Origin of the sequence: Bacillus massilinigeriensis, assembly GCF_900117315.1 — a bacterium.
GTDB classification, from domain to species: Bacteria; Bacillota; Bacilli; order Bacillales; family Cytobacillaceae; genus Bacillus_BE; species Bacillus_BE massilionigeriensis.
The window spans coordinates 383454-408837 of sequence record NZ_LT630337.1; the positions used below are offsets into that span (position 1 = coordinate 383454).

Here is a 25384-nt window from a genome sequence, read left to right on the forward strand (position 1 = left end):
CTCCTATAATCTGTTCAATTGTTTATAAATTGTGATTCTCCTTTACGGTATCATGATAAAATGGTTAGAATAAGAGCCAATTTAGGATGACTTTTTAAGTACCAATTTTGAGGGGAGAGAAATGTATGCTTTGGATTCCAATTGACCGTACACTGGATATTCCTTTAAAGAGGCAAGTCTATGAATACATACGAAAATTAATTTTAAATGGTGAGCTAAAAGCGGGAGACAAGCTACCTGCTACTCGTGAATGTGCTTCTCAGTTGGGAATCTCACGCAATGTCGTGATTGAGGCGTTTGAGCAATTATTGGCGGAAGGATATATCGTTGGGCATCAAGGTTCAGGTACTTTTGTAGCCGAAGGGACATTTTTGGAGCAAATGCAGGAGGAACAAACAACAACTCTGGAAATTTCAGAAGAGGGTATGCAGGAAAAAGGTGTGATTGATTTTCGGTCAGGGATACCTGCCTTAGACATGTTTCCAAAAAAGGATTGGGGGAGGTTGGCAAAAGAAGTATGTTTAGAAGCTCCTGATTATACCTTTGGATATGACCATCCTGAAGGGCGTTTGGAATTAAGAAAGATTCTTTCACAATATCTAAGAAGAACAAGAGGGGTAAAATGCCATGCAGACCAAATCGTTATTACATCAGGAGCGACCCAAGCCTTTTCTTTGATAACGAAGCTCCTGCTTTCTCAGGATGATAAGGTTATTATTGAAGACCCTATTACAAATGAAATTCAAACTATTTTTACATCGACTGGGGCAACTCTAATCCCGATAGCTGTTGATGAACAAGGAATGCGAACAGACTTGCTTTCAGTTGGTGAAAAACCAAAATTCATTTTTGTAACACCATCCCATCAGTTTCCATTAGGCAGTATTTTGCCGATTCAACGCAGAATTCAACTCATTCAGTATGCAAGAGCAAACGAGTGTTATATTGTCGAGGATGATTATGATAGTGAATTTCGCTATGATGGCGAACCCATCAGTTCCCTTCAAGGTTTGGATTCTGAAAGAGTAATTTATGTTGGAACATTTAGCAAAAATCTTTCTCCAGCCTTACGAATGGGCTATCTGGTGCTTCCTCAAGCCCTCATTGAGCGTTGCAGAAGTCTTAAATGGTTTCATGACCTTCACACTCCATCACTGAATCAAATGCTCCTTGCACGTTTTATTGAAGAAGGATTGCTGGACCGTCATATTCGTAAAATGAGAAAAGTTTACATGAAGAGAAGGGAAGTATTAAGAAAAGCATTGACTCGTGAGTTTGGACAATCAGTGGATATTTTAGGTGACTCTACTGGTCTACATCTTATTGCAGAATTTAAAGAGGTTGGGTTTACAGAGAAGTTAATAGAAAGACTCTATCAAAGCAATGTCAAGGTGTATCCCGTAGAACACCATACTATCCAAAAAGGCAGACACGTAAATAAAGTAATACTGGGCTATGGCAATTTAAGAGAAGAAGAAATAGAAGAAGGGGTTTGCCGAACAAGAATAATTTTAAGAGATTAAAATAATATCATTTTATTAGGGTTATATACTTGAATAATGGGGGTGGAATAGTTTGGACAAATTATTATTTCTTGTCATTTCGTGTTTATTTGTTATAAGTGTGACTGGTTGTTCTGAAAATGAGGCATATGGGTCAGAAGAAGCCATTAAAAGAGGTGATGTTGTTTATCAGAATGAAGTCATCAATTTAGAAAGGTTTGAACAGTTCTTAAATAACCTATCTAATAACAAAGAGGACAAGATACGAGTTACTGGCTATACGCACGAAGGAGACCCGATATTTCAGGATTTGCAATTTGATGGAAAGGTCATTCAATATCGTTATGACAATTCAAATGATGAATTTGCAGGAAATGATAAGGGAGTACAGACGGATGTTTGTACAGAAATTGTTGAAAAGGAAAATGAACAAGATGAAGTTGAATATTTGATTAGTGGTTGTTCAAAAAAACAAGACCATTTTCTTTTTCGTGTAGTGATAAACGAAGTTCAAGGCAGGTAAATCGAATTTAGGTTAGAAAATATACAATGAACTATATATGTTGGAAACGAGTTGTTATTTGGAGGTATTGATATGAAACAAAAGACAAAATTGATTATTGGATTAATTGGTTCTCTTATTATATGCCTTTTTGGATTCTATCGTTTAGTGAATGAAATTCCAGCCCCCGTCAATTCATTAGTTGTTCCCATAGCATTTGCAGTTACAGGTTTTATAGGGGTTATTGGGAATTTGGTTAAATTGAGAAAAGTAGATGATGGCTCTTGTTAATTAAATACGAGGGGGAGGAGTTATATGTATCTATTATTATTTTTTATAGTTCTTATTGCATTAACCATTTTGATTTTTTTAAAAAGACAGAACAAAAAGGCAGTCTTAATATTATCAGCTATACTGATTTTGCTTCTTATTAGTGGATTTATGTTTATCAGGGATGTTGTACAAAATTTTGCCCCATAATTCATCCAAGTAATGTGTACGAATGTTCTTGTTGAACCATCACTTCTTTGTACCACCGTAAGCAGTTTATTTATAGATAAAGTGAAACCCATTTCTAAATAAATCGTATATATAATTAAATGGAGGAGAATATAAATGAGTCCTTTTATAGCACTTTTCATCATTATATTAGCTGTTTTGGCTGACTGCTTTTGGTTTGATGTTGATAAGAAAAGATGGGGCTGGATGAAAAACTGGTCAAAACTCAACAAGGGGTTATTTTTTTCAGGGTTTATTGTCATTTCAATATTGATTTACATGAGTTTAAGCGTAAAATATTTCAACTAATTGAGGGGCGTTCTGGAATAATTAGAAACACCTTTTTCTCTTTTGGAATGATTTAAGAGGAAGGAGAAATGTTAAATGACTAATCAGTCGAAAGAATTCGAATTATGGATTCCATTGATATTATTCTTGATTAATATTGTTTTGATTTCTTATATGCTTGTAGATTTGATGAACATTCTCCCACCGCCCAATTATGGGGCGTTCGCTTTATTAGCACCAATAATAGCTTTAGGTTCTCTTTTATACATTAGGGAATATAAAGAAAAAAATACAAGTTATTTGATAAGGATTTTACAGGGATTCAATTGGTTTTTTATTATTTTTCCAGTAGCCTTTTTCTCAATTTTTCCGTTGGCTCTTATATAGGGGTTTGTTTTATCTTATTGAGGTAACGTAAAAGGTTACTATAATTGGCATTCTGTTTTTTTATGGTAAGTTATTAATGGGGAGGAGCTGTTTTTGAATAAATTTCTAAAAATCACACTTAGCGTTTTAGGAGTCATCATATTAGGAATTGGACTACTTGTAGTTACCTTTATATTAGAAATGAAGCCTGATAAAGACGAAGAGGACAAGATAAAGAATCAAGCAGAGCAATATTTAGAAGAGAAATTTAATGATAACTTCGAGATATATGACACTCTGTATGATAATATGGGAAACTTTGAGTTTGAATATGCGGCCAAAGTAAGAGATAAAAAAACTAATACACAATTTTTAGTTTACCATGATGATGAAACAAACCAAATGGCTGACACTTACATTGCTGATAAATGGGAGGATGATTTAGAAACTGCAATGCGACCTTTTATTAAAGAGAATTTTGGAGAAACAACTGATTTCTTCGTTTTCTTTCTCGATGAAAATATTGGTCAAGAATTGGGCATTGACCCTCTTAACCCCAGAAGTTATAAAGAATTTGATATTTCACCAACCATCCGTATTACTGTGCCTCGAAAAAGAAGCGAAAAAGATGAAAAAATCGTTAGTGAGTTCATATATAATTTAAAAAGCGAAGATAAATTACAACATGGTTCAGTTGTTATGGAATTTATCGCTGAAAATGGTGTTATTTTAGATGATGAATGGAGTAAAGAGTTTTAATTAGATATCTTCACCTATTAACAGGATGCGATTGTTCAAAAAGGGCAGTCGCTTTTTTACTAACAAAGCAAGTTTGTTGAAACGTTGGGGTATGGAGGGAGACGAATGAAAGAAAAATACAGCAAATGGTCTGCTTTATTAAGCATTATTGAAAAATGTATGGGGGAGAAACTTATATGAACAAATTTTGGAAACTGCTTGTTGGATTGATTTTCGTTTTATCTTTAACAGGATGTTTTGGGGAGAGTTATGATTTTTCTCCACCTACTATTTCGTTGTTTACTCCAAATGGTATTAACGAACAGGAAGAATTAGCAGAAGCAAACATAGATTGGAGTTATGATAAAAAATATAACAAGGAAACGAAGGATATTCAATCATTAGCAAAAAAACAAAACAAAATGTACTTTAATTCTGGACAGCGAGTTGAAATTACCCTGGAAGATGGAGATTTCAACCCAAACGGAATAAGCGTTTCAGTTTGGCAAAAAGAAAACAAGATTGATTTGGAATATCAAAAAAATGACCAATCCTTCAACCTACCAAAAGAAAAGAGCGAGTATGTGCTTGTAGTTGACATTGATGCGGATAGTGGAAATGCTCAGTATGTTGGGAATGTCATTATTCAGTAAAAGAGAATGGCGGGTGAATTCATATACGAATTCCCCTGNAGGAAAATAATATATACGACGAATATTATTGAAGGGCTGCATCGCCAATTTAGAAAAGTAACCAAAACGAAGTCCATTTTCCCTAATGATGATAGCCTAAGAAAAATGCTTTTCTTGGCCTCTCAAAACATTACGAAAAAATGGACCATGCGTTATCGGAATTGGGACATGATCTTGAGTCAGCTTGAGATTTTGAATCAAACATCCTAATTGGGGACTCTGTCCCCAAACCCCTGAAGTTTAGCGCTTTTGTTTTCCCTAAAACGGACTAAAAAAACGGACAGAAAAGATCCGTCCGTTTTAGGGAAAAACCATAAAACCGCTCGGGTTGCACTTCTGCATTGCCCTATCCTGTTTTATGGTAAAAGCCAATTATATTTTTGACAAATGATGTTTTTTCTATACCTATTATTTCTTGCCTTGCGAAGATTGTCGGATATTACCTACACAAAATTTTACGCAGACCCTCCCCTGCCTTTTATTTTGTTAATTAATATGATTTTTTGTGTTTTGCACCTCAAAAGAGAACCTGTTATGTTTAAAATGGTCAGTCCTTTGAGCCCACTATGTTATTTCTTTAATTCAATAACGATATCTTCTAATACAAATTCTTCTTTTCCTTTACCTGACTTCTCAGGTAGTGTGATTTCCCTTTTTTCTCCGTCTTTTGATATTTCTACAGAACCATAATTATCAGAATTGTAATCTCGTAAGGTGATATGAGGAGTCATGATAAGTTTTGTTGCATTCTGGTCAACCTTTTCAAATGTTTTACTCCTACCTATATTATAAGAATCTGTACCTTTTCCACCATTATCTTGTCCTGAGTAAACATTACCTAAATCGTCTTTAACTTCTAATTCAACATCGACTCCATCCCATTTATTTCGTACTTTCTCAGAAACTATTTGGTCATAATAAACAATAAAGGACATAGGGGTGACAGATATTTTTTCTATGCTTACTTTCACACCATTTTGTTCTGAACTGCTGTCACTTAATTGCATTGTGCTATCAACAGCATTTAGACTAAAATCAAAATTCCAAGCTCCTTTTATCTCCGTCTGATTATCGGGGTTCTGAATGCTGTCAATATTCCATTTGATGTTAGCAACATCTAATGTTTTATCCTCCAAATTACTAACCGTTAGTATGCCTACATATTTATTTGTATCTATTTTTGTAGTTCTATCCGTTCCTCCCAGTGCATTCATCCCTTCTATTTTTGGCAAAGAAGTTCCTGCGTGTTCACCTAAATCTTGTTCACTTTCAATTGAATATGTTATAGATACTGTCTTTCCATCAAAAACTGCATCATTTACTGTGATTTTGATTCCGTTACTCTCTTTCGTAAGATTGATTTCGTTCGAGAATTGCTTATAGTTATAATACAATCCTTTTTCCTTTTCTTTATCTTTAGAAGTGTGACCTTGGATTGAGGTATCAGCCCTTCCGTTATCGAAAAATCGAAAAATATCTTCAATCACAGGGATGTTTTTAGCGTAAGCTGGAAATGTTAATCCCAATGTTGTAGCTGATAAGCCGACTAAAATGGATGCTACTGCAACATTCTTTTTCCAACTCTTCCTTTTTCTCTTTTTATTAATTGAATTTTTCAGTGTATTCTTTACTTTAGCTTTTTCGAGTTCACTAACTTCCATCTCTTCAAATTCATCTTCGTCTATGTCGATATCGTTTAGTAATTCATAAATGTCCTTCATATGCCATTCTCCTTTAACTTAAGGTTGGTAGCTTTTTTATTCAGCCTCTTTTTTCCTCTATATATCCGATTATCTATCGAGGCTTTGGTCAAACCAAGTTTTAATGAAATTTCCTCAGTATTTAATCCTAAGAAGAATCTCATGATAAAGATATCTCGTTCAATTGGTTCTAAATGATTAATTAATTTGATTAGTTCGGCTCTATCTTCTTGCATTATGAGTTCATCTTCTGCTGATTTTTCTACATTCAAATCCATATCATTGGAGGTGATTTCTATTTTCTTAGTCACCTTTCTGTAATAATCAATAGATTTAAACTTAGCAATTGCACAAATCCATTTCTTGAAATCATTTGAACCTCCATGAAACTTGTCCGCATTATTCCAGATGGAAAGAAAAATATCGTTGATACATTCTTCTATGACACCTTTGTTTTCAAGGGGATTGAGGACTTTATGAGTAATCCCCTTGATTAATGGCAAATATTTATCCACTATAAATTCCAATGCGTCTTCTTCTTGTCGCTTTAATCGCTGTATAAAGTTGGTTTCATTTGACGTCATGTAGCAATTCTCCTTATTTTTTTGTAAAGGCCTTTACACCTTATACAACGAATTGAAAAAGACTTTTTCTCGCAATTTATATAAATTTCTTAAATTTTATTAGTCTATCATAGCAAGAAATAAAGAAATCTTTCGGCAATTTTTTGCGTGGTAAAATTTTTAAATATATCACAACTTTTATTTTGTTATTACGTCTAAGTATTGAACATTCAAGAAAGGAGGGCGGTTAATTGTTAGGGGATAGAAAGGAAGAAATTGCAAATTGGTATGACGAACATAGTAAATCCGTTTTAAGTTTTATTTTATTAATGGTTAAGGATTATCAACAAGCAGAAGATTTAACTCACGATACCTTTGTTAAAGCCTATCTATATTATGATTCTTTTAAACACTATTCCAGTGAAAAGACATGGCTATTTAGTATTGGGCATAATCTTACGGTTGACTTTTTAAGGAAGCGTAAACCTACCACGTTCATGAAGGAAATATTTCATTTGCAAAAAGATAATAGACCATTACCTGAAGAAATTATTCAAATTAAAGAGGAATCATATGAACTTTATAAAGCGTTAGGGAAAATCAAAGATACATATAGAAAGGTGATTATTCTAAGGAAAATAAAGGGCTTTTCTATTGAGGATACAGCAAACATCTTAGGTTGGTCAGAGAGTAAAGTCAAATCGACACTCTTTAGAGCTATCCCAGTGCTGAAAAAACAATTAAAAAAGGAGGGTTACTTGAATGAAAGGACAATTTGAGGATACTGATTTTGAGCGTTCCTTAGAGAAATTGAATTCTGATTTTATGTGGAGGAAAAATCAAAAACATGAATTGAAAAAGCGAATCTTCACTGATATTGAAAAAATAGAATCACAAGGATTTCAAGATAAGGGAAAACTTAATGTAAAGTGGGCGAAGTCGGAACGCTCAAGAAGAAAAATGAAAAAGACAGTAGTGATTCCATTGGTAGCATCTTTATTTCTGATGTTTTCTGTTGGAGTAGGGGCGGCCACCATTCCAGGTATTAATCATTTATTATCAATTGTTAGTCCCAAAATTGCGTTGCTTCTTCAGTCTATAGACGTTAGTAGTGAGGATAAAGGCATTAAAATGAATGTAATTGGGGCGATGAATGATGATGAAATGGCTGTTATTTATGTTACTATGCAAGATTTAACAGGCAATAGAATAGATGAAACGCTTGATATTTATGATTACTCATTGACTGAAGGACATATGTTTAATAGCCAAATAGTTGATTACGATGAAACTTCTAAAACCGCTACGTTACGAATTCAAGCCAACGGAGGCGAGAGCTTTAATAATAAAAAAATTAAGTTTCATATCAATTCTTTCCTAAGTCATAAACAAATATATGAAGCAGTCAAGGTCAATACGAATCTGTTGGAAGTAAAAAACAACACGCCTCAAACCATATCATTAGATTTAAATAACATTTCTGGTGGCGGTGGAAAGTCTTTTAACGAATTAAAAGAACAAGGAACAATTCAGGTATTAAAGCCAGGTGGAAACAAACTTTACCTTCCAGAGATAGATTTTATGTATATCTCTAATATGGGTTTTATTGATAATCGTCTTCACATTCTAACGAAGTGGACAGGGGATGATATTGATAGTCATGGGAATTTTTATTTTGTTAATTCTTCGGGAGATAAAATTCACGCTTCTAATATTTCTTTTGGAATTGATAAATCAGGTAATATTGATTATGGAAACGAATATAGGGAATATATCTTTGACGCAAATAACAACTTAAGTGAGCTAAGATTATTGGGTGATTTCGTTTCTAATGGTAATCACACAGTAGGTAACTGGAATACCACATTTAAAATACAGTCTGTTGGCAAAGAAAAAAGTGTAACCTTTAGTAAAGATTTTGGTACATGGAAAGCAAAGAGGATGACCGTTTCACCATTAGGAGTAACTTTATATGGTAACGGTGAGTTTGAAAATTCGAGTAAAATAGTGGTAAGTGCTAAGATGAATGACGGTAGTGTTCAAACATTTGATTCTATGTTCAGTTTTAGTGAGAATGAAAAGGTCAAAGTTAAGTTCTTATCTTCCTTGCCATTAGATATTTCAAAGGTTGAATCAATCGATATCGATGGTTTAGAAATTAACTTTATAGATATATGGAGATAGTTATAAGAGTCTTTCGACAAATACATCCTTATCCAGAAAGAAAATGGTATAATGGAAGCTACAAGAATAGAATATTCAAGCGGTTCACCGAGAAGACCACCTTACTGGACAAGGGTGGTCTTTCTTACTTTATATAATTACTGTTTGAGAGGAGGAAGCAAACGGTTGAAGAAATGGATTATCATTGTTGTAGTTTGTATTGCAATTTCATCGAGGGCTTTATTTTACTCCAAAATCTATTACCCTTCCTTACCGATAGATTCAGTATCCAAACGTGAGGTTATTCAAAAAGTAAATGACTCGAATGAAAGTATAATATACCTGACAGAAGAAAATGGTTACGTATGGTACATTTCAAAAATGAATCAAGGAAAAGCATATGAGCAATTAAAACAGATGATGGAAGAGAAGGGTTGGAAATATAAAGAACAAATGGGTGCTGGATTCATTTTTCAAAAGCAAAGTAAAGAATTAATTGTTGAAAGCGAAATATGGACAGGGAAGTATGTGATATTTCAGATTCCGATAAGTGAAGGAATTGAAATTTAAGAAACATTATCGAGTAATCAACCGTATATAAACAAATGGCTATTTGTCGATAAAGGATTAATGCGGATTTGCTTTAATTAATATGCAAATAGTCAAATGAAAATTATGGAGGAATATTTGTGTTCAAAATAACGCCTAAATGTTCAATTTGCGAAAAAGAGATTAAAGGAAATGAAGTGGTTTTTGTAAAGATGCGTTACCCAGAAAGAAAAGGAATGACGGAAATAAAAGCATATCTACAAAATGAAGGGAAACTAATTTGCGAGGATTGCTTTAATAAAAGGGATAATTAGTTTTTCCCATGTAGACGTATTGCTATATAGATTGAAAAGAATAAAGGGGATAATTATGAGTAATATTCAGGAAATTGGGGAACTGAAAAAATCCATTGATGAACTGCCTGAAAATGAAGTAAAGTCACTGCTGTTTCATATTTTATTACGGATGAATCTTGTAAAAGAAACGGATTATTCAGAGATAGATTTTATAAATGACTTGGGAAATATATACGAAACGGTATTTAAATTATCGAAAGAACGGTCGAAGGCGAAGGAAGAAGAAAATTTTCAAAAGGTGCATATTCTGTTTGGGGATTCTGGTGCAGGAACATTAAAAGTGGCTTTAAAGGAATTGGGAGTATATCCAGTGGAAAAGGTGATTTCCTTTTGGGATATCTTTTCGATTGGTCCCATTGAGCGATTACATGAAAGTAATGGAGAAGAAGCAAGATTTCAATGGATGAAAAAAGTTGTGAATGACGAAGATGGTGATTTTCAAGATTACCAACAGGGGCTTTATAATACCGTCAATCAAATACATTCTATCCCAGAGAACGTGCCAATTACGATATGGGTGGCTGATAATTCTCATGAGCAGACAGGGTTGAGATTTGTTCTATATTTATTGCGGAACAAAACGAGTGAAATCCAAGTGATTAATACAACCAAGGCATATGCTGAACAGTTTAATCGACCAGATATTCTATATAGTCCCTTATCAACAGGAGAAATCTCACCAGAAAAACTACAAGTTATATATGAGAAAGACCATTCAAAATCTTTATCAGAAAACGAAAGAAAGGAACTTGAAGAAGAGTGGATGGCTCTTGCTGATACGAAGGAAACGTTGCGTATCTGGAGAAATGGAAAGATTAATAATGTCAAAGAGGATTATTACGACCAATATATGATAAATATGGCGAAAAAACTTCAAATTGAGCGAGAACGTGAGCAAGAACCTGAACCTTTTATGAAATCCGCAAGATTAATAGGAGAAGTAATAGGGCATTTAGACCAATATATGGGGGATGAATTCTTCGAGTATCGGCTAAGAAAGTTGATAGAAAAGGGTGTTTTTGAGATGGAAGGTAATTTGAAGGCTATGAGATATTACAGTGTGAGGTTGACAAAGGTCTAAGGAGGCATTCAAATGAATAAATGGTTGTTGTCTTTTATCGTTTTGATAGTGATAACGATTGTTGGGTGTTCAAAAAGTGAGAGTTCAACTAATGAGATGACTGGAAGCAAACCACCCATAGCCATGATTAAGATTGGCGAGGAAACCTTTTTAACAAAACTTGGTTCGTACTGTTGGACATTGCGAAACAAAAGTACCTGTGTCGATACTGCTGGACCAGTCGAACTGTTAAAGAACGAGAATCCTATCCAAGTAAAAGCTGGTGAAGAAATAACGTTTGAGATGGATTATGAACCAAAACCCAATGAATTTCATGTTATACAAATAAATGAGAACAATGAAACCGAGATAGTGATGGAAGATAATCATTTTACCGCACCTATGGAAAAAGGAGTCTATTATTATTCATACGGTGTGTGGTGGATGGACAAAAAAGAAGCTAATGTATCAAATGGCGATGCTTTCTATGCCTTTGTTTTGGAAGTGAGATGAATGTTTGTAAACGAAATTAAATAGAGGAGGAATATGATGATAAGAAGTAAAGTGGCACTTATTAGTTCAGTTGTTATTTTAAGTATATGTATGTATTTATATTTCCCGTTTCCTAATAATGTCATGTTGGAAGCACGTTCCGCATTCATGTCATTTCCAATCCGCAATCAAGATGGATTTATTCCTCTTGGTATAATTGGGTCTATTTTGTTTATAATCGCCATGATTTTGCTTTTCTATGGCATGAAGAAATACCGTCTTCGGTCAATTTTTATAGTTACAATTATATATGCAGTTTTACCCAATTTTCTAATTACAATGTATCAGGAAACATTAGCAAGTGGCATTAAAGCTATCTCATACGATGGTAAGGGCAATTGCAATTTTGAGAATGTAAGCGAAGACTTATTGAATGGGGAATGTAATTTTGTGTTACATAATCGAAGCGGTAAAGACGTATCATTTGAATTGGAATTTTTGGATTCCTTTTTCATGGAAGATGGAGTACGAATGGAGTCACTTATGAATTTAGCTGGTCCATACAATATTACGATAGAAGCAAACCGTAAAAAGTCTATCCATTTGAAAGAATTACTTGACTTATCAGATGTTCCTAAACACATTGACGGAGGAACATCGAATGGTATTCATTTTAAATTAATTGAGGGGAAGAAAACACGAACTTTATAGGTCAGTGTTTAAGGCGTTATATCGGTTGGGGTGAGACATGAAGAAGTCTATTTTAATTATATTGTTTTTTACACTTAGCCTTATGTTAATTGGATGTAATTTTATGGAGGAACAAAAGGCAAAAAGTGTTGCTAAAAAATATTATAATGCTCTTATAGATGAAGATTATGAAGAAGCATTTAAACAACTGTATTTATATGATTATACAGAAGATAGACATCCTACTGATGGCACGATATTGAGCAGGGAAGAGGCGAGAAAGTTTTATTTGCAGAAGGTCGATTATTTAAAGGAACAAAATTATAAAATCAAGGATTACGAAATTAAAAACATTAGATATGAAGATGGGCATACATTTTTCCTCGAAATTTCACTTAATGTTGAGCAAAATGGAGAAAGTTTTAAACGGTCAGAAACAGTAGATATTTGGGAAGGAAAAGCATGGATTATCGAAGAAGATGACCCTTTTGCCACGTTTCGTGATGGGAAAATGAATTTTGATATAGAACAAGAACTGCAAGAAGATGAAACTTGATATCTCTGTTCAATCAGAAAGGATGTAATAATCTTAGTAATATAAACTAACAGCAGTAATAACTTAACAATCTTTTATACGGAGTGAGAATGTTGAAGAAATATTTATATGCAGGAATTTTGCTTGGAACTGTCGTGTTAGCAGGGTGTAATGTAAATGACGAAACGGAAAGACAAGTAAGAGAAGAAATAAAGAAGGATTTAGCTAACGGACAAGTAGTAGAGGGTGAGGCTGTATCTGATACTGTTAAAGGAGAAGAGATGTCAGTAACTCCCTTAGATTTAACTCAGGAGCAAAAAGAAAGCTATTACAAGGAGTATGTTACTGTTGTTGAGAAAGTAAATTCAGAGTATGACGCAAACTTGGAAATTGAGTCTATTGACGAGTTTACTGATGAATATTGGATTGAAGTAAAGGATTTTGAAAAGATGGCAAAAGACAGGGCTAATGCTAAGATTATCGTGTCAAAGAACACTGATATTTATGCCCCTGATTTAGTACCAAAGAAAGCAGAATTTCAGATAGGGTCAAGTGTAAGAACGATTAGTTTTTCAGGTTCTTTTGAGACACAGTTAAATTCAAATACACCTGATGGTAGGCAACTGTTCTCAGGCATGAACTCTATATCCTCTCAAGTAGAGGGGGATGGAAGCTGGGAACAAACAGGATATGATTATTCAATAATAAATGACGGTCGTTCATATAGGGTTACTGTGGGTGGTAAATATTCTGACAGCGGTATTTCTTCTTCTCATTTGATAGACGTGGAGTTTAATTGTAATGAAAATGGTGGCATTAGTTGATTGTAAAAAGCAAAGGTCATTAAACCATTAGATGCGTTTCTGTAATGGAGCAGGAACGCTTTTTTTCTAAGATAAATAGTTCAGTTGAATAGTAGATAAAGGGATATTTATAGGAAGGAGACAATTCATTGAGAAAAATATTACTTTTGTTAATGGTGACAACAGCTATTTTAGTAGCCTGTAATACATCAACTTTAAGTATGAGTGAACTTGATATTGTTCCAAATAATGTACAAGATAAAATTGATTCAAACTATAAGCTACAACTAATTTATGAGGGAGAAGATATTGCTTATATTATTTATCAATCAAAGGGAACGGTTGCCACTGACCTTGAGACACAAGGCGATAAATTAAAAGTAAAGTTAGATGAAACGAATAAACAAGACGATGTAACGGAACAACATGTTTATAAATTAACATTAGACCCAGAACATGAAGTGATTGATGTGTTGATTAATGGGAAATCGACAGCGATTGATAATGTTTCAAGTTTATAATGTCTTTCCTGTACTTTCTATATTAAGAATATTGGAGTGGGGTTAATGAGAAAGATGCCATTTGAAAGACCAACCGAGCATTATGACGAGCGAATTACAGTTATTGATGAACAAATTTGTGCCTTGATAAAACAGCGTAAGGAAATTTCAAATAATAATCCAGGTTTTCCTCCACTTGAGTATATAACCAATTGGGCAGAAAAATACGAGCTGTACGAAGAACTTTTATGGAGTATTTTTGGGGAATTGAAGAATGAAGAGATGTTTAAACCGATGGTAGAGCCACAAGAATTTCAAAGGCATATCCCGATTTTAAAATCCGTTGAGAATGATGGTTATTTATTTTCTGTCGTTTTTGTCAGGCAGTTTGCGAATGCCAGTGTTGTAAACTTTAATATTGATTGGGATGCCACGAATGATACAGCAGATGATAGACTCCATCACCATGCGTTTTGGGAATTGTTTAAAAACGAAGAATATGACTGTAGAATGACTGGTGGTGGGGGTTCTGAGGGACATATTACCTATAATTTTATTGTTTCACCACCATTGCCTGACAGTATTGCAGGGATTGATATGTTATTTAAAGAATACCATACGCCATTTAAAGACAAACCAACAGGTCTTGAGGTAGAGGTACATTTGGATTAATTTGAGGAAATGGAAAGGTGAAGGAAAATGAAAAATGGATTATACACCTTATATTTTTTTGTTCTTGGCATTATTTCCTTTTTTACAAGGGAAATTGTAACATTCGTGATGTTAGGGGCAATTTTAATCGCACTTACTAATATTCATTCAACATTGAAGGAGATATTAAAAGTTAATCAGGATAAGTTACATTGATGATTTCCTAAAATTGACCATTTAGAGTCATCATTATTAATGAGGTAAACAATGAATATTTGCGATGAATACTCTCCAAGGAATAAGCATGACTTTGAAAAAGTGTCTAAATTAAAGAAAGTTGAACAAACAGAACTTTGGTCTTTAATGGGGTGGGTTCACGATATGAATTGGCCGATAGCGGAGGAGTGGGAGGGCTACTACGAATGCTTCCGAATGAAATTGTTCCACTGATTAAAGATGTTTTAGCAACAAATGATGACGTTTGGAAGTATTGGTGCTTGGAAATTTTGGTCAAAAGATTACCAAATGAATTAAGGAAGTCATTTAAAGGTGATTTAATTAGGCTGATTGAAAGTCCAACAGCAGGAGAAAAGTTAGAAGAACTTGATGAAATTGCACTGGAGATTTTACAGATGATTGAATGAATTTTAGGGAGCTTATGAATGGAGAAAACGAATGTAAAGGTTTATTTTTCAGTGAAGGCAGATGATTTTTCTATTGAGGATTTTACAAATGAGTTAGGAATCAAGCCTACAAGAGCATATAGAAAAGGCGAGGCGGTAAAGAGACCATCTAATCCTAATGTGACATCTAAAGGAACACATTACAGATTACATACCAGTTGGGAATTAGGAACGGATTACGAAGAATCTCTGGACATTAATGAACAGTTGAATTCCGTTTTGAGTCAATTGGAGGATAAGGCAGAAGAGTTAAATAGATTAAAGAGGAAATATGATTTAGCTTATAGGTTTGTCATAGTGATTCAGATTGAAAATAATGAAAAACCAGCCATGTACTTAGATAGAAGATTTATTCATTTTGCTGATTCTATAGGGGCGGAGGCGGATTTTGACCTTTATGTTTATAGCTGATGGAGACGTAAGACTACAAATAATGAAAGAGCAGGGAAGAACTATCACCCTGCTCATTAAACGATTAAAATTCCCCTTCGCTAAAGTAATCATATAATTGACTGTTTAAGCGTTCTAATTGAATGATTTGTGAATGGGGGAATCCATTCCTATGTGTCTTTTGAGAACACATCCAGCAGGAACAATGAACCTTTCCTTTTGCAAAATATCCAGTAAAGCGAGATTGCCATCCAGTTTGTTCTGCAATCTTTGTTTTACGTTGAATGACTCTGTTTCGATGGTGACGATAATAGGCACGACTTCGATTTTTTTGATACGGTTTCAATTGCCATCACACTCCTTGGGAAATGGCTTAGCCTGTAAAGGTCCCCCAAAGAAAAATTGGACCATTACAGGCAGAGCCTGATGGCAGGAAACACTGTAAGGAGGTTCAAGTTAATTACCTCTTGTAAATGGTTTTCTTTTATTATATAGCAGATATCCTAAAGATTCTTATTGAAAGGAAGAGAAATGAGATTTTCTTTATGATAGATATTGCATATGTAAGCTATGTTTTTTCTTCAACTAACGGATAGTAGAGTTTAAGACGTGAGGGGGAAAGTTGATATGAATAAAAAAACATTAGCAATAGTGGCGGTTGTTATTGTGTTTATATTTGTTTTAGTAAATCTATTAAAGAAGGACTTATGGGATGTTAATGCAGATTTATTGCAAGAAGAAGTGTTGTCTATTGAACAATCTGTTGAAACAATAAATTTATCCGATATAACCCCATTTGAATGGGATGTAGCTTATTCCTTTGACCCATATACAACAAAAGATACGATATATGAAACAGTTGGCTATAAATGGGATAATATCAGTGAAACAGTAAGTGAAGGAATGAACCAAATTGTTTTTTTGAAGGATGAAAAAGTTGTATGTTATTTGTATGGATATCCACAAAATATTGGATACGGGATATATTTTACCAGCCAAAATGAAAAAGGTGCGACTTCTTCTTCAGTTCTTAGTATTAAGGATAACTTGATATTTGAAGTAATAAGAAGTGATGATGTTGTGATTTTATCGAATAATTAAGTGGCGGATACATATTCAACTATCGGGGGTGCGTTAGTAACAAAGCAAGTTTGTAAAATTAGAAAGGGAATGATTTTATGCTAAAAGTTCTTCGTTATGTGTTATCAGTAATAACTCTTTTATTTGCTTCTTATGGAGTAATTACGAGAGATTTTAAGTTTGGGGATATTATGATTTTCTTCTTAGGTTTAACTATGCTGGTTATGGGGTTAGAAGAATTTAAAAAAGAACGTAAAGTAACGGGGTGGTTTCTAATTGTTGTATTCTTATTTTCGTTATATGTATCAATTGAAGGGTTCTTATTAAGTTGACGGGTGCGATTGCAAAATAAAGTAATCGCATTTTCTTATTAAATGAGTAGGGTAGGTTTATCCAATAAGAAATTACAATAGGTATTCATCCACTGATATAAAATTGAGGATTAATGCCCAGTAGAAAAAATGAAATAAAGATTATTTATGTTGGGGGGAATAAATGATAAATTTTTTAAATAAGATTCGTAGTCCAATAAAAATATCGCTGTCAAAGAAATTTTTATATTCAACTTTAATATTTATCGCAGGGATTATTTTAGGCGTAATTTCTAAGGTGCTCGATACAACTTCAAGTAATTTATTACCCCTTTTCCTTGAAATATTAGATTTAAGGAACTTTTTATCACGTATGGGAATTTGGATTTTTCTTTCGGTTGTAATATCTGTGCATAGCAAATCACCTATTAGGTCTGCCATAAATGTTTTTTTGTTTTTTGTAGGAATGGTGGGAAGTTATTATCTATACACAGTTCTGGTAGCTGGTTTTTTCCCTAAATCTTATATGATAATTTGGATGGTTATGACTTCTATTTCACCACTTTTGGCTTTTGTATGTTGGTACGGAAAAGGGAAAGGTATAATTGCTATTACTATTTCATCAATTATTTTCATGTTTATTTCAAGACAGTCTTTTGCATTTGGGTTTTGGTATTTTGATATTAGATATAATCTTGAGTTTTTACTCTGGATAGCCATGATTTTGGTTTTATATCAATCTTCAAAACAAATAACCAAAGTAATTATTATAGGATTGCTTCTCTACTTCCTTACTGCTCAAATCAATTTATTTTGGGGGATGTTGTAGCCACTGTATATACATTCTTCTTACAGAGATTGTAAAAGGATATATTTAAAGTAACGAATCGTTTCTGGTACAAGAGTAAGTGTAGAAGTTTGGGAATTATTTAAAAATTGACTGGTGGAGAAAATTATTGTTAAAAGTGGGTGACATTGAAATGGACTTGATAAAATCCCTTAGAAATAAAAAGGTGAGGGTAATCGAAATACCAAAGTGGGGTACATATCTACGAAGGCGATGGGAAGATAACTTTGCCAATCATCTTAGTGATAAGGAAAAGAAGTCTATTTTTCTCCATGACCAAGATGGTTGTTGTGGCTACCTATGGCATGTTTTTAGTTATGAAAGAAGGAAGTATTTAAACGAGGAACAAGCTGATATAGCATTTAACCAACAATCAAAACAATCTTGCTATGTTTTTTATCAGCATACCGATGATGCTTTTATCCTTGAAAATGCTTCAACTTTAACAGCCGAGGACTTTGTAAATGAAGAAGATGTTTACGTAGTTGATAAAGAGTTTAATTGGACTTATGTAAGAACGCATGAAACAGGCTGGTGCGGTCCGTATTTCAGTCGAAAAGACAAAACAAACTAAAGCTATAGGGATTGATTAGCAGTCAATCGTGATGACATTGATAGTTAAAATTGACGGATATTATCACCAAGTTTTAATTAAAGGGAAAAAGTGTTCAAAACAGGAACTTATGAAAAGGTACATAAATGCCCAAGCTCTTACTACAGATATTTTAGAACTTCCAGCTATATTTTACCGAGTTAACTGCTTTGACCAACTTGCCTATAATGAAGATATAGAGGTTGATTATGTAATTGATACCGACACCGATAGAATATATAAACCGTCTTATTAAGTGGGCAACCCTGCCCACTTTGATGATAGAGGAGAGGAAATAGCTTGAAGGTTATATTTTCGATATTAACAATTTTATGTATTGCAATCGCTTTAATAGGTTGCCAATTACAACCAGGAGAAACAATGGTTCTTTTAGATGAAAAAATATCAGAAATTAAAATTTCAAAGTCGAATGGAACAGGAGAAATGAATGAGGAGATTATTCTATCGATTAAAGATGATGAATCATTAGATGTTTTTGAAAAGGCGATTACAACTGCGGTCAAACAACCAGGGGAGGTTAAAATATCTGAACCTGATTACGATGTAATGGTGGAATACGAGGCAGACGAAGGGGGATTGCCTACACATGGAATGCACTTATGGTTAGGGAAAGAAAATGAGAAGAGTACATTGATGTATATAACGGATAGCTCCACTGTTTATCTTACCTCACCAAAAATAACGAAGGAGTTAAGAAGATTAATACTTTCAGAAGAATGAACGTAATAGCTTTGCAAAATTGAATTATAGATACTTTCATTTTGGGAAGGATACCTACTGAGAAAGTAGGTGGATGATATACGGATGAAATTATTCATTTCTCTCTGGATGGTCTTGTTAATCAATACTGCTACTGTTTATGCAAATCAAAATGTACCAGACCAGAAATTCATGGATAAATATTATTTTGACGTGGACTTAAAGGGAGTAAAGGATATTTATTTTTTTAGAGAATTTCCTTTTTATGATGAAAAAGGGGATATAACTCCTTTAGGAAAGGCGTTCTTATCAGTTTTAACATCAGACGTATGGAAATGGGTAAGAGAACCAAGGATTTATATTAAGGAAAATATCGCTTATATCCATGTGGTTAAATTGGATGGACTAAATATTTTGTACACATTGGAAAAAGGAAAGAATAATCAGTGGAAAGTTGTGAAAAAAGAATCAAAAAAACTCCCGACTGTTGGAAGTGAGGTCATTCTTGAAAAGGCATTTTTAAGGTCGATAGGGCAAGAAATATTGGAAGCGACAAAAACATATTATGGGGAATCCAGACTCTTTGATTCGGAAAGGATTATTGACATTGTTCGAGATGAATTTGATGATAAATATGATATTACAGTTCAAATAGTCACATTTGAAGGACCAAGGATGCCACCATATGGTTTTGATACAATTACAATGCGAGTACCTGGATTTGAAGTGATAAAGTATGAGCATAAAGATGTTTCGGATATTACAAAACTGCCATTAGAGACAAATTAAGAGTTCGAGGAAAAGGTGTCTGAAAAGGAGAGGATTATTCCCTTAACCCTTTATTCCTACCCCCTGTAATTACTATGTAAACCCAAAATAAACTCCTGTGCCACATAATAAATCCCTGTCATAATCAAAACAAAGTTCTGGTATGCCTGTGGAAAACGTGTGGATAAAGGCAGAAAAAAAGAAAGAATAAAGAGGGTGGGAACAGGAATCCCATCCTTTTAACCCGAAAAAAGGCATGAGGAAAAGCATGAAGAAAAGCCTGGAAAACCTTGTCCTATCAATGTTTGAATAAAAGAGAGAGGGGTTCTACAAACCCCAAAAGCAGGATAAAGAGCAGGAGGAAATCCATCACCTTTTAACCTATTCTCTGTCCTTTCCTGTCATGACTTTATTTTCATAAATAATAAAGTTGTGGGAGAAAAAAGTGAGAAAAAAATCGGGATAATGCGTGATTTGTGCAGGACTCTATTTTAAATGGGATAAATTAGGGAACGTAGGAATGCGGGTTGGAGAGAGGTTTTTTAGCAAGACAATTTTTTCACTGAACAAAAATAAGTTAGCCCCACTTACCGGTATTTATTTATATTTGTAAAATGGCTCAGGCAAAATAATGCCTGGGCTTTTTCATTAAATAGGAATATGAAGTGAAATAAGGAATTGATTCAAAATATTCACAAAGATATACTAGGTAATAGTTACAATATTTTTTAAGATTAATCGGTGAGGTAGTAGCCCACCTACTACCTTTTACTTAAGAAAAAACTAGATTAATAGATGATTAGTTAATGGAGGGGTAATATGAACAAGAAAACAATCAAGTTAATTAAGTGGGGGTTAGCCTGTACATTAATACTAGGCAGTGCCACCGTCATCACCGAACCCACACAAGCCAAAGCTAAGACACAGGACACGCAGTTCACCCAAGCAGCCACCAAAAGCCTAGCCACACGTCAAAAGGAAGCATTAAACTACTTAAACAAGATAAGAGCCAAAATGGGTCTGCAACCCTTAAAGCTAAACGCCTACCTAAACAAAGCAGCCCAGAACCATGCGAATTACCTAAAAATAAATAACGCAGTAGACCACGGAGAGTCTAAAAAGGATAAGGGTTACACAGGTATTGACAGTAATGAAAGAATAAAAGCAGTAGGTGGAAGTGAAAGATTATATACTTATTCTAGGGAAACTATTAGTTTTGATACTAATAATTTAACTAAGGCGGTTCAGGGTTTTATGGATACAGCTTATCACAGAGAAATAATGATAGATAATAGGTTAGACCAAATAGGTATGGGAGTAGCAGGGAATAATGTCGTATTTAATTACGGTGACTTAGTTGATAGTGATGCAGAGGATTTAAAGTCATTTTCCGCCTACCCATACAACGGAATGACCAACACACCAATTGGTTTTTACGGTTTTGAGGACCCAAACCCTTTAGACCAGTTCAAGGTAGACAAATCGGGGTATATTATTTCATATCAAAGTGATAATACATGTGCCTACGATATAAGTGTAACAATTAAGGATAGTAGTGGAGCAAAGGTACCTTTTTATGTAGAGCATGTGGGGCTTGTTTGGTTTTTCTACCCTAAGTATGAATTAGCATATAATGAAAAGTACACTGTTACTGTTGAGTACAGAGAGGATTATTATAACCCGTCATCACCATTGAAGAAAGACACCTGGTCATTCACAACCAAACCAAAGCCAAAGATAAACTTAGCCAAGGATGAAACTCTCTTAAAGATAAATGGAAAGTACGTTTCTTCAGAATTAGAGGATGAATTAACAACCTACACATACTATTACAACCCTATAGTGAAAAGAAGTAAGTCTTACATTAACGCCAAGTTCTTATTTGAACGCCTAAACGGGAGGGTAACTTACGATAGCAAAACCAAGTACACAACAGTCAAAACAGCTAAGAAAGAAATTAAGTTTAAAGTGGGGTACAAATACGCATACGTCAATGGAAAGAAGGTAGCTCTAAGCACAGCTCCTATCTCCTTAGAAGGAGCGGTTCATGTACCTCACACCTTATTAAAGGAAACACTGGGAGCCAAGGTAATCTACAGCAGCAAAAACAAGCTAACCACCATTGACCTCAAGCTAGATGACCCATATGGGTTAAAATCAAAGTTTAGTATTAATGATTAATAATTAGCAACAATGATAGGATGAAAACAAGTGTCTAACGACACTTGTTTTTTTTTGTGATAATTACTCTTACCTACTCCATAAATATAAAGTCATTTCAATCGGAGGTTACCTACATGCTAGGGTTATTTAACCCAAAACCTAATCATTCCACCAAAAGACGCAAAAACAAGTCATCACACATAGCCAAGTCCAAACGCCAATATGGTGTGCCAACCACCCTAGAAAACATCGGGACGTATCTGGTGTTTCGAGATAGATTGGAAAGGAAGAAACGTCTCCGTGTTTACTAATATAGATGAACCCGCTATCCTAATGCGCATAAATCGTTTATTCCCTACGACATGACGGATATTGAAATATAATGATGCAACAAGAGGGTTTTGGAGAATAGGAGGAAATAGGGAAAAGGTTAAATATGCTTTAACTATATTCGATGGGATTGTTCATGAAGTTTATGAGACCATCTCTTGGTTCAAGCAGGAAGCACATTCAATACAAGAGGTTCCCTAAATGAAGACAAAACACGATGGGAATTTTTTCGGTAAAAAAGCAGAAGAATCAATACGATTAGAATATATATAAATCAGTTGAGCATTATCTTCCTAGGGATGCTCAGAAACCTATTAGATATGTAAATATAATAGAAGATTTATAATGATAGAGAAACACGGGAAAGTTCTTCCATTTCAACCTTTATTAAAACACGAGATACGTCCCGATGTTTCACCTTTTTACACAGCATTTTTATCTCAGGAAAAAACAAATTTAGTTTATGAGGTTATGGAAAATGGAGGAAATAGGACACATACGAGTATAGAAAAGATCATTGGTATGGGTGGGAATAAGGTGAAAAAGGCCAATTACCTAAAATACTGCCCTATATGCTTCAAGAAGGATATGGAGAAATTTGGGAGAAAGTTATTGGAGAACAACGCATCAGCTTGTTGGAGTCATGTATTGCTCTAAACATGGTGTTCTTTTAAAGGAAAGTTCAGTCCTTAGCACTGGAAGTGGTGTTGAATTTATATGTGCAGACAGTGAAGTTTGTAATGAAAAAGTGTTGCCAGACCCGTACTCGGATAGGATTAAAAAAATGAATCTTCAATATACAATGAATGCAGAAAAATTAATACATGAAAATTACCCAAGAAAAAAATCTTAATGATGTAATAGGATTTTATATTGATAGGCTGCGAGATAAAGGGTTAGCTGCAGTTAGTGGCAATTTGTATATTAATGAGGTCCAGCAACACTTTATGAATTACTACACTGAGCCATATTTGGAATTGATGCAAAGTGAACTTAATCCAGATAAACCTACTAATTGGCTGCGTTTATTTGTAAGAAGCAATAACAAAAATAGAAGCCCGTTGCGTCATTTGCTTTTTTTGCAGTTTCTAGGGGTTAGTATAGATGATTTCTTTAGCAATGAAGAAATAGTTGGGAAAAGGAGCAATTCAAAGCAGTATACCCCAACTTTTAGCCTTAATGAGAGACGAGCTAAATGGTTGAAACTAATAGAGGAAAATAAATGTGCGAATCGTAGTCAATTGAAAGAAATAGGGAAAGGACTTCATTCATGGATTTTTAGATACGACGGGGAATGGTACGAAGAGGTTACAACAAAGAACCTTCCAAGGAAGAAAAGAATTGATACAGTTGATTGGGAAAAACGTGATGAGGAATGCCTAATCCTTGCAAAGGAAGCAGTAAAACTCATTCTTGCTAAAGAGGGTAAACCTGCAAGAATAACGCCTTTAAGTATTAGAACGACTATAGGTGCAGGAAGATGGTTCGAAAAGAAAAAGTTAGTGAAAACCCATAAATATTTGGAAGAGATTACTGAGGATATAAATAGTTTTCGGATTCGTAAAATCAAATGGGCAATCAATGAAATGATTCAAAATGAATTACCCCTTACACCATATAAAATTCAACGCTATGCTGGGTTTGATGGGAACAGTAAAGAGGTAAGAAGGTTGGTTTTTCAAATATTAGATACTACCGAATAATTAACCGTTGATTGAGTGAGCTATTTTGTCTATTAGTGTGTTTAATGAAGCTAGTAAGTTATGAGTGAAATAATCAGGGAACGAGGGGAATTTACGGTATTAACTAATTCATTGCAGACCGAATACCTTCGTACATTATTCGAGTCAATTGAAGAGAGGAGATGGATTTCATGTTAGTTTCACATCCAAAAAGAGATTTCGGTTCCGAGGGGAAACATGACTATTATTTTGTCAATCAGTTTGGAAGGCTTTCCTTACTTCAGAGTGAGGAGAGACTAGAAGTTGGATCATTGATTTTCCTATCGTCTATCGGGGACTACCTATTTAAAGTTACTGGGATTGATCAAGAAGGAGATAAAAGAATTGTAACCTTTAAATCTGTAAAGGCGATTATCTGTGATCAACCGTTTCCGTTTGGTTCCTTTTGAAGATTATAAAATGAAAAACCACCTCGTTAGTTCAATAATTACTTCCCTATGTTCCTTATTTTTTATGTAGTATAATTTTAAATATAGATACGATATGTCGGTTTTGAAAAAATACTTAAAGGAGTGAGGAATGATGGTGAAAATAAAGGATAAAATTTATTCTAAACTAAGAGATGAATTCAATAGTATAGATTGGCATTATGGACCTGACTATGACCCTGAAAAGACCGTGTTACGGTATGGAAAAAACGTGCCATTGAGGCTTGTAAATGGGTACGATGATGCAAGGTATGGAAACCCTGATCATAAAAAATTCATGGCATTCGTTTTACGTAATGGTGCAAAAGGGTTAGGTGCTGTTGGCATTCTTGGCCTTAGTGGATATGGTACTGTAAAGCTAGGCTTGCATTTAAAGTCTAAACATGATGCGAAGAAGAAAAAAGAAAAAGATACGAATGAATAGAGAGATAAGGCATTGAGTAGCAATTTACAATTTTAATGCTAAAACATACATTTATTAATCTCTACAAACACAAAAACTTGAGGCTACCCATAGAAAATCTACGTTTTAAACTGGAAAAAGGTGTCCCAATTTCTCAAGCAAAAAATGTATCATCTCTGTCAAGCGTTCACAAGCCTTCTCGTGCTGTCTTTCGGCTCGGAGAAGGCTCTTTTTCTTTTGCTCGTCTTCGGTACGTTCTTTAAGACGCTCTATGGTGTT

Annotated in this window: 37 protein-coding genes and 1 pseudogene; 35 read left to right on the top strand and 3 right to left on the bottom strand. The window is 34.2% G+C overall.

Annotated features, from left to right (window positions below; all coding sequences use genetic code 11):
* Positions 1–125 precede the first annotated feature (125 nt).
* The 8 genes and pseudogenes from pdxR to BQ6100_RS01885 form a co-directional block, all read left to right on the top strand.
* Entirely contained in the window at positions 126–1523 is a 1398-nt protein-coding gene (pdxR, locus tag BQ6100_RS01850; protein WP_075980133.1) for a MocR-like pyridoxine biosynthesis transcription factor PdxR, read from the top strand.
* Between the two features lie 52 nt (positions 1524–1575).
* Positions 1576–2025: a DUF4362 domain-containing protein gene (locus BQ6100_RS01855; protein ID WP_075980134.1), complete on the top strand. Its 450-nt coding sequence runs from the start codon at positions 1576–1578 to the stop codon at positions 2023–2025.
* Between the two features lie 72 nt (positions 2026–2097).
* The gene (locus tag BQ6100_RS01860) at positions 2098–2295 is read left to right on the top strand and encodes a hypothetical protein (protein WP_075980135.1); all 198 of its coding nucleotides are present in this window, start codon (positions 2098–2100) and stop codon (positions 2293–2295) included.
* Between the two features lie 24 nt (positions 2296–2319).
* A complete protein-coding gene (locus BQ6100_RS21400; RefSeq protein WP_173719802.1) occupies positions 2320–2484 on the top strand; it encodes a hypothetical protein in 165 nt (54 codons plus the stop codon).
* 135 nt (positions 2485–2619) lie between these two features.
* A complete protein-coding gene (locus BQ6100_RS21560; protein ID WP_075980136.1) occupies positions 2620–2811 on the top strand; it encodes a hypothetical protein in 192 nt (63 codons plus the stop codon).
* 459 nt (positions 2812–3270) lie between these two features.
* The gene (locus tag BQ6100_RS01875; RefSeq protein WP_075980138.1) at positions 3271–3915 is read left to right on the top strand and encodes a hypothetical protein; all 645 of its coding nucleotides are present in this window, start codon (positions 3271–3273) and stop codon (positions 3913–3915) included.
* 176 nt (positions 3916–4091) lie between these two features.
* Entirely contained in the window at positions 4092–4547 is a 456-nt protein-coding gene (locus tag BQ6100_RS01880) for a hypothetical protein (RefSeq protein ID WP_075980139.1), read from the top strand.
* 33 nt (positions 4548–4580) lie between these two features.
* Positions 4581–4796, top strand: a pseudogene (locus BQ6100_RS01885) (transposase); the annotation flags it as partial.
* A 359-nt stretch (positions 4797–5155) separates the two neighbouring features.
* Here the strand turns inward: BQ6100_RS01885 and BQ6100_RS01890 are convergent.
* Positions 5156–6307 carry a DUF4179 domain-containing protein gene (locus BQ6100_RS01890; protein ID WP_075980140.1) on the bottom strand — a complete coding sequence of 384 codons (1152 nt, stop codon included), beginning with the start codon at positions 6305–6307 and terminating at the stop codon, positions 5156–5158.
* Positions 6304–6870 carry a sigma-70 family RNA polymerase sigma factor gene (locus BQ6100_RS01895; protein WP_075980141.1) on the bottom strand — a complete coding sequence of 189 codons (567 nt, stop codon included), beginning with the start codon at positions 6868–6870 and terminating at the stop codon, positions 6304–6306. Before BQ6100_RS01895 ends, BQ6100_RS01890 begins: the two co-directional genes overlap by 4 nt.
* A 230-nt stretch (positions 6871–7100) precedes the next feature.
* On the opposite strand from BQ6100_RS01895, the gene BQ6100_RS01900 reads away from it, so the two are divergent.
* The 15 genes from BQ6100_RS01900 to BQ6100_RS01960 all read left to right on the top strand — a co-directional run bounded on the left by BQ6100_RS01900 (position 7101) and on the right by BQ6100_RS01960 (position 15742).
* Positions 7101–7628: an RNA polymerase sigma factor gene (locus BQ6100_RS01900; RefSeq protein ID WP_075980142.1), complete on the top strand. Its 528-nt coding sequence runs from the start codon at positions 7101–7103 to the stop codon at positions 7626–7628.
* A complete protein-coding gene (locus tag BQ6100_RS01905; RefSeq protein WP_084780176.1) occupies positions 7612–9033 on the top strand; it encodes a DUF4179 domain-containing protein in 1422 nt (473 codons plus the stop codon). The genes BQ6100_RS01900 and BQ6100_RS01905 overlap by 17 nt, the downstream gene beginning before the upstream one ends.
* 165 nt (positions 9034–9198) lie before the next feature.
* Positions 9199–9582: a hypothetical protein gene (locus BQ6100_RS01910; protein ID WP_075980143.1), complete on the top strand. Its 384-nt coding sequence runs from the start codon at positions 9199–9201 to the stop codon at positions 9580–9582.
* A 119-nt stretch (positions 9583–9701) separates the two neighbouring features.
* Entirely contained in the window at positions 9702–9875 is a 174-nt protein-coding gene (locus BQ6100_RS01915; RefSeq protein WP_075980144.1) for a Fe3+ hydroxamate ABC transporter substrate-binding protein, read from the top strand.
* 55 nt (positions 9876–9930) lie between these two features.
* The gene (locus BQ6100_RS01920) at positions 9931–10998 is read left to right on the top strand and encodes a DUF1835 domain-containing protein (RefSeq protein WP_084780178.1); all 1068 of its coding nucleotides are present in this window, start codon (positions 9931–9933) and stop codon (positions 10996–10998) included.
* Positions 10999–11010: 12 nt separating this feature from the next.
* On the top strand, positions 11011–11490 hold the full coding sequence (locus BQ6100_RS01925; RefSeq protein ID WP_075980145.1) for a hypothetical protein: 480 nt from the start codon (positions 11011–11013) through the stop codon (positions 11488–11490).
* Between the two features lie 36 nt (positions 11491–11526).
* Positions 11527–12180 carry a hypothetical protein gene (locus tag BQ6100_RS01930; RefSeq protein ID WP_075980146.1) on the top strand — a complete coding sequence of 218 codons (654 nt, stop codon included), beginning with the start codon at positions 11527–11529 and terminating at the stop codon, positions 12178–12180.
* Between the two features lie 103 nt (positions 12181–12283).
* A complete protein-coding gene (locus BQ6100_RS01935; RefSeq protein WP_235816466.1) occupies positions 12284–12715 on the top strand; it encodes a hypothetical protein in 432 nt (143 codons plus the stop codon).
* Positions 12716–12798: 83 nt separating this feature from the next.
* Entirely contained in the window at positions 12799–13518 is a 720-nt protein-coding gene (locus BQ6100_RS01940; protein WP_159433119.1) for a hypothetical protein, read from the top strand.
* Between the two features lie 146 nt (positions 13519–13664).
* Positions 13665–14018: a peptidylprolyl isomerase gene (locus BQ6100_RS01945; RefSeq protein WP_159433120.1), complete on the top strand. Its 354-nt coding sequence runs from the start codon at positions 13665–13667 to the stop codon at positions 14016–14018.
* A gap of 45 nt (positions 14019–14063) precedes the next feature.
* Positions 14064–14669: a hypothetical protein gene (locus BQ6100_RS01950; protein WP_075980150.1), complete on the top strand. Its 606-nt coding sequence runs from the start codon at positions 14064–14066 to the stop codon at positions 14667–14669.
* A gap of 27 nt (positions 14670–14696) precedes the next feature.
* A complete protein-coding gene (locus BQ6100_RS21405) occupies positions 14697–14864 on the top strand; it encodes a hypothetical protein (RefSeq protein ID WP_173719803.1) in 168 nt (55 codons plus the stop codon).
* 51 nt (positions 14865–14915) lie between these two features.
* A complete protein-coding gene (locus BQ6100_RS21795; RefSeq protein WP_084780182.1) occupies positions 14916–15098 on the top strand; it encodes a DUF5071 domain-containing protein in 183 nt (60 codons plus the stop codon).
* Positions 15071–15292, top strand: a complete 222-nt coding sequence (locus tag BQ6100_RS21800) for a DUF5071 domain-containing protein (protein WP_084780184.1) — start codon at positions 15071–15073, stop codon at positions 15290–15292. Before BQ6100_RS21795 ends, BQ6100_RS21800 begins: the two co-directional genes overlap by 28 nt.
* An 18-nt stretch (positions 15293–15310) precedes the next feature.
* Positions 15311–15742, top strand: coding sequence for a DUF4279 domain-containing protein (locus tag BQ6100_RS01960; protein ID WP_075980151.1), 432 nt, complete (start codon positions 15311–15313; stop codon positions 15740–15742).
* A 64-nt stretch (positions 15743–15806) separates the two neighbouring features.
* Here BQ6100_RS01960 and BQ6100_RS01965 read toward each other — a convergent pair whose 3' ends face one another.
* Entirely contained in the window at positions 15807–16067 is a 261-nt protein-coding gene (locus BQ6100_RS01965; protein WP_075980152.1) for a hypothetical protein, read from the bottom strand.
* Between the two features lie 281 nt (positions 16068–16348).
* On the opposite strand from BQ6100_RS01965, the gene BQ6100_RS01970 reads away from it, so the two are divergent.
* The 12 genes from BQ6100_RS01970 (at position 16349) to BQ6100_RS02030 (ending at position 25126) form a co-directional block, all read left to right on the top strand.
* Positions 16349–16822 (top strand): hypothetical protein, encoded by a 474-nt coding sequence (locus tag BQ6100_RS01970; protein ID WP_075980153.1) that lies wholly within the window; start codon positions 16349–16351, stop codon positions 16820–16822.
* Positions 16823–16899: 77 nt separating this feature from the next.
* Positions 16900–17133, top strand: coding sequence for a YczI family protein (locus tag BQ6100_RS01975; RefSeq protein WP_075980154.1), 234 nt, complete (start codon positions 16900–16902; stop codon positions 17131–17133).
* A 163-nt stretch (positions 17134–17296) separates the two neighbouring features.
* Positions 17297–17941, top strand: coding sequence for a hypothetical protein (locus BQ6100_RS01980; protein ID WP_075980155.1), 645 nt, complete (start codon positions 17297–17299; stop codon positions 17939–17941).
* A gap of 151 nt (positions 17942–18092) precedes the next feature.
* Positions 18093–18533: a DUF4275 family protein gene (locus BQ6100_RS01985; RefSeq protein ID WP_075983399.1), complete on the top strand. Its 441-nt coding sequence runs from the start codon at positions 18093–18095 to the stop codon at positions 18531–18533.
* A gap of 31 nt (positions 18534–18564) precedes the next feature.
* Positions 18565–18807: a hypothetical protein gene (locus tag BQ6100_RS01990; RefSeq protein WP_075980156.1), complete on the top strand. Its 243-nt coding sequence runs from the start codon at positions 18565–18567 to the stop codon at positions 18805–18807.
* Positions 18808–18851: 44 nt separating this feature from the next.
* Positions 18852–19292, top strand: coding sequence for a hypothetical protein (locus BQ6100_RS01995; protein ID WP_040036761.1), 441 nt, complete (start codon positions 18852–18854; stop codon positions 19290–19292).
* Positions 19293–19376: 84 nt separating this feature from the next.
* The gene (locus BQ6100_RS02000; protein ID WP_235816467.1) at positions 19377–20060 is read left to right on the top strand and encodes a DUF3888 domain-containing protein; all 684 of its coding nucleotides are present in this window, start codon (positions 19377–19379) and stop codon (positions 20058–20060) included.
* A gap of 798 nt (positions 20061–20858) precedes the next feature.
* Positions 20859–22220 (top strand): stalk domain-containing protein, encoded by a 1362-nt coding sequence (locus BQ6100_RS02005; protein WP_075980158.1) that lies wholly within the window; start codon positions 20859–20861, stop codon positions 22218–22220.
* 910 nt (positions 22221–23130) lie between these two features.
* Positions 23131–23385 (top strand): TniQ family protein, encoded by a 255-nt coding sequence (locus tag BQ6100_RS21565; protein ID WP_218921345.1) that lies wholly within the window; start codon positions 23131–23133, stop codon positions 23383–23385.
* Positions 23357–24235 (top strand): TnsD family Tn7-like transposition protein, encoded by an 879-nt coding sequence (locus BQ6100_RS02020; protein ID WP_075980161.1) that lies wholly within the window; start codon positions 23357–23359, stop codon positions 24233–24235. The genes BQ6100_RS21565 and BQ6100_RS02020 overlap by 29 nt, the downstream gene beginning before the upstream one ends.
* Before the next feature lie 170 nt (positions 24236–24405).
* The gene (locus BQ6100_RS02025; RefSeq protein ID WP_075980162.1) at positions 24406–24663 is read left to right on the top strand and encodes a hypothetical protein; all 258 of its coding nucleotides are present in this window, start codon (positions 24406–24408) and stop codon (positions 24661–24663) included.
* Between the two features lie 133 nt (positions 24664–24796).
* Positions 24797–25126, top strand: coding sequence for a hypothetical protein (locus tag BQ6100_RS02030; protein ID WP_075980163.1), 330 nt, complete (start codon positions 24797–24799; stop codon positions 25124–25126).
* The last annotated feature ends 258 nt before the right edge of the window (positions 25127–25384 follow it).

Bases quoted from the DNA above. Each gene is read 5' to 3' on its own strand.
- pdxR (WP_075980133.1), top strand. From the start codon at position 126: ATGCTTTGGATTCCAATTGACCGTACACTGGATATTCCTTTAAAGAGG.
- BQ6100_RS01860 (WP_075980135.1), top strand. From the start codon at position 2,098: ATGAAACAAAAGACAAAATTGATTATTGGATTAATTGGTTCTCTTATT.
- BQ6100_RS21400 (WP_173719802.1), top strand. From the start codon at position 2,320: ATGTATCTATTATTATTTTTTATAGTTCTTATTGCATTAACCATTTTG.
- BQ6100_RS21560 (WP_075980136.1), top strand. From the start codon at position 2,620: ATGAGTCCTTTTATAGCACTTTTCATCATTATATTAGCTGTTTTGGCT.
- BQ6100_RS01880 (WP_075980139.1), top strand. From the start codon at position 4,092: ATGAACAAATTTTGGAAACTGCTTGTTGGATTGATTTTCGTTTTATCT.
- BQ6100_RS01890 (WP_075980140.1), bottom strand. From the start codon at position 6,307: ATGAAGGACATTTATGAATTACTAAACGATATCGACATAGACGAAGAT.
- BQ6100_RS01895 (WP_075980141.1), bottom strand. From the start codon at position 6,870: ATGACGTCAAATGAAACCAACTTTATACAGCGATTAAAGCGACAAGAA.
- BQ6100_RS01905 (WP_084780176.1), top strand. From the start codon at position 7,612: ATGAAAGGACAATTTGAGGATACTGATTTTGAGCGTTCCTTAGAGAAA.
- BQ6100_RS01920 (WP_084780178.1), top strand. From the start codon at position 9,931: ATGAGTAATATTCAGGAAATTGGGGAACTGAAAAAATCCATTGATGAA.
- BQ6100_RS01925 (WP_075980145.1), top strand. From the start codon at position 11,011: ATGAATAAATGGTTGTTGTCTTTTATCGTTTTGATAGTGATAACGATT.
- BQ6100_RS01930 (WP_075980146.1), top strand. From the start codon at position 11,527: ATGATAAGAAGTAAAGTGGCACTTATTAGTTCAGTTGTTATTTTAAGT.
- BQ6100_RS01935 (WP_235816466.1), top strand. From the start codon at position 12,284: ATGGAGGAACAAAAGGCAAAAAGTGTTGCTAAAAAATATTATAATGCT.
- BQ6100_RS01950 (WP_075980150.1), top strand. From the start codon at position 14,064: ATGAGAAAGATGCCATTTGAAAGACCAACCGAGCATTATGACGAGCGA.
- BQ6100_RS21405 (WP_173719803.1), top strand. From the start codon at position 14,697: ATGAAAAATGGATTATACACCTTATATTTTTTTGTTCTTGGCATTATT.
- BQ6100_RS21795 (WP_084780182.1), top strand. From the start codon at position 14,916: ATGAATATTTGCGATGAATACTCTCCAAGGAATAAGCATGACTTTGAA.
- BQ6100_RS21800 (WP_084780184.1), top strand. From the start codon at position 15,071: ATGCTTCCGAATGAAATTGTTCCACTGATTAAAGATGTTTTAGCAACA.
- BQ6100_RS01960 (WP_075980151.1), top strand. From the start codon at position 15,311: ATGGAGAAAACGAATGTAAAGGTTTATTTTTCAGTGAAGGCAGATGAT.
- BQ6100_RS01970 (WP_075980153.1), top strand. From the start codon at position 16,349: ATGAATAAAAAAACATTAGCAATAGTGGCGGTTGTTATTGTGTTTATA.
- BQ6100_RS01975 (WP_075980154.1), top strand. From the start codon at position 16,900: ATGCTAAAAGTTCTTCGTTATGTGTTATCAGTAATAACTCTTTTATTT.
- BQ6100_RS01980 (WP_075980155.1), top strand. From the start codon at position 17,297: ATGATAAATTTTTTAAATAAGATTCGTAGTCCAATAAAAATATCGCTG.
- BQ6100_RS01985 (WP_075983399.1), top strand. From the start codon at position 18,093: ATGGACTTGATAAAATCCCTTAGAAATAAAAAGGTGAGGGTAATCGAA.
- BQ6100_RS01990 (WP_075980156.1), top strand. From the start codon at position 18,565: ATGACATTGATAGTTAAAATTGACGGATATTATCACCAAGTTTTAATT.
- BQ6100_RS02000 (WP_235816467.1), top strand. From the start codon at position 19,377: ATGAAATTATTCATTTCTCTCTGGATGGTCTTGTTAATCAATACTGCT.
- BQ6100_RS02005 (WP_075980158.1), top strand. From the start codon at position 20,859: ATGAACAAGAAAACAATCAAGTTAATTAAGTGGGGGTTAGCCTGTACA.
- BQ6100_RS02020 (WP_075980161.1), top strand. From the start codon at position 23,357: ATGAAAATTACCCAAGAAAAAAATCTTAATGATGTAATAGGATTTTAT.
- BQ6100_RS02025 (WP_075980162.1), top strand. From the start codon at position 24,406: ATGTTAGTTTCACATCCAAAAAGAGATTTCGGTTCCGAGGGGAAACAT.
- BQ6100_RS02030 (WP_075980163.1), top strand. From the start codon at position 24,797: ATGGTGAAAATAAAGGATAAAATTTATTCTAAACTAAGAGATGAATTC.